The organism is Corallococcus sp. AB038B (assembly GCF_003668955.1).
Lineage (GTDB): Bacteria > Myxococcota > Myxococcia > Myxococcales > Myxococcaceae > Corallococcus > Corallococcus exiguus.
In genome coordinates, this window is the sequence record NZ_RAWO01000203.1 from 1 (window position 1) to 417 (window position 417).

General features: G+C 67.1%; 1 protein-coding gene. It reads left to right on the top strand.

Annotation, left to right across the window (positions count from 1 at the left end; all coding sequences use genetic code 11):
• Nucleotides 1-417: UvrD-helicase domain-containing protein (locus D7Y04_RS43015; protein WP_158627703.1), on the top strand; the 417-nt coding region annotated here is incomplete at both ends.

Sequence of the window (417 nt, forward strand, 5' to 3'; positions counted from 1 at the left end):
CTGCGCCAGCATGCGGGAGTGCTGGGCTACTCGGACCGCTTCACGGTGTTGGACCGGGAGGACGCCCGGGACTTGATGGTCACCTGCCTGGCCGAGCGCAAGCTCAAGAGCGACAAGCGCTTCCCCCGGCCGGAGCTGGTGTTGGAGCTGGTGTCGCTGGCCACCAACCTCCAGCAGGCCGTCTCCGAGGTGCTCTTCGACCGGAGGCCCCAGTTCCTGCCCCTGGCCCCGGAGATTCTCGCGACGGCGGCGCGCTACCGGCAGCGCAAGGCGCAGCTGCACCTGATGGACTTCGATGACCTGCTGCTCAACCTGAAGCGGCTGCTCACCGAGCACTCCGCGGTGCGTGAGCAGCTCACCGAACGCTTCCACACCGTCCTCGTGGACGAGTACCAGGACACCAACAAGCTCCAGGGA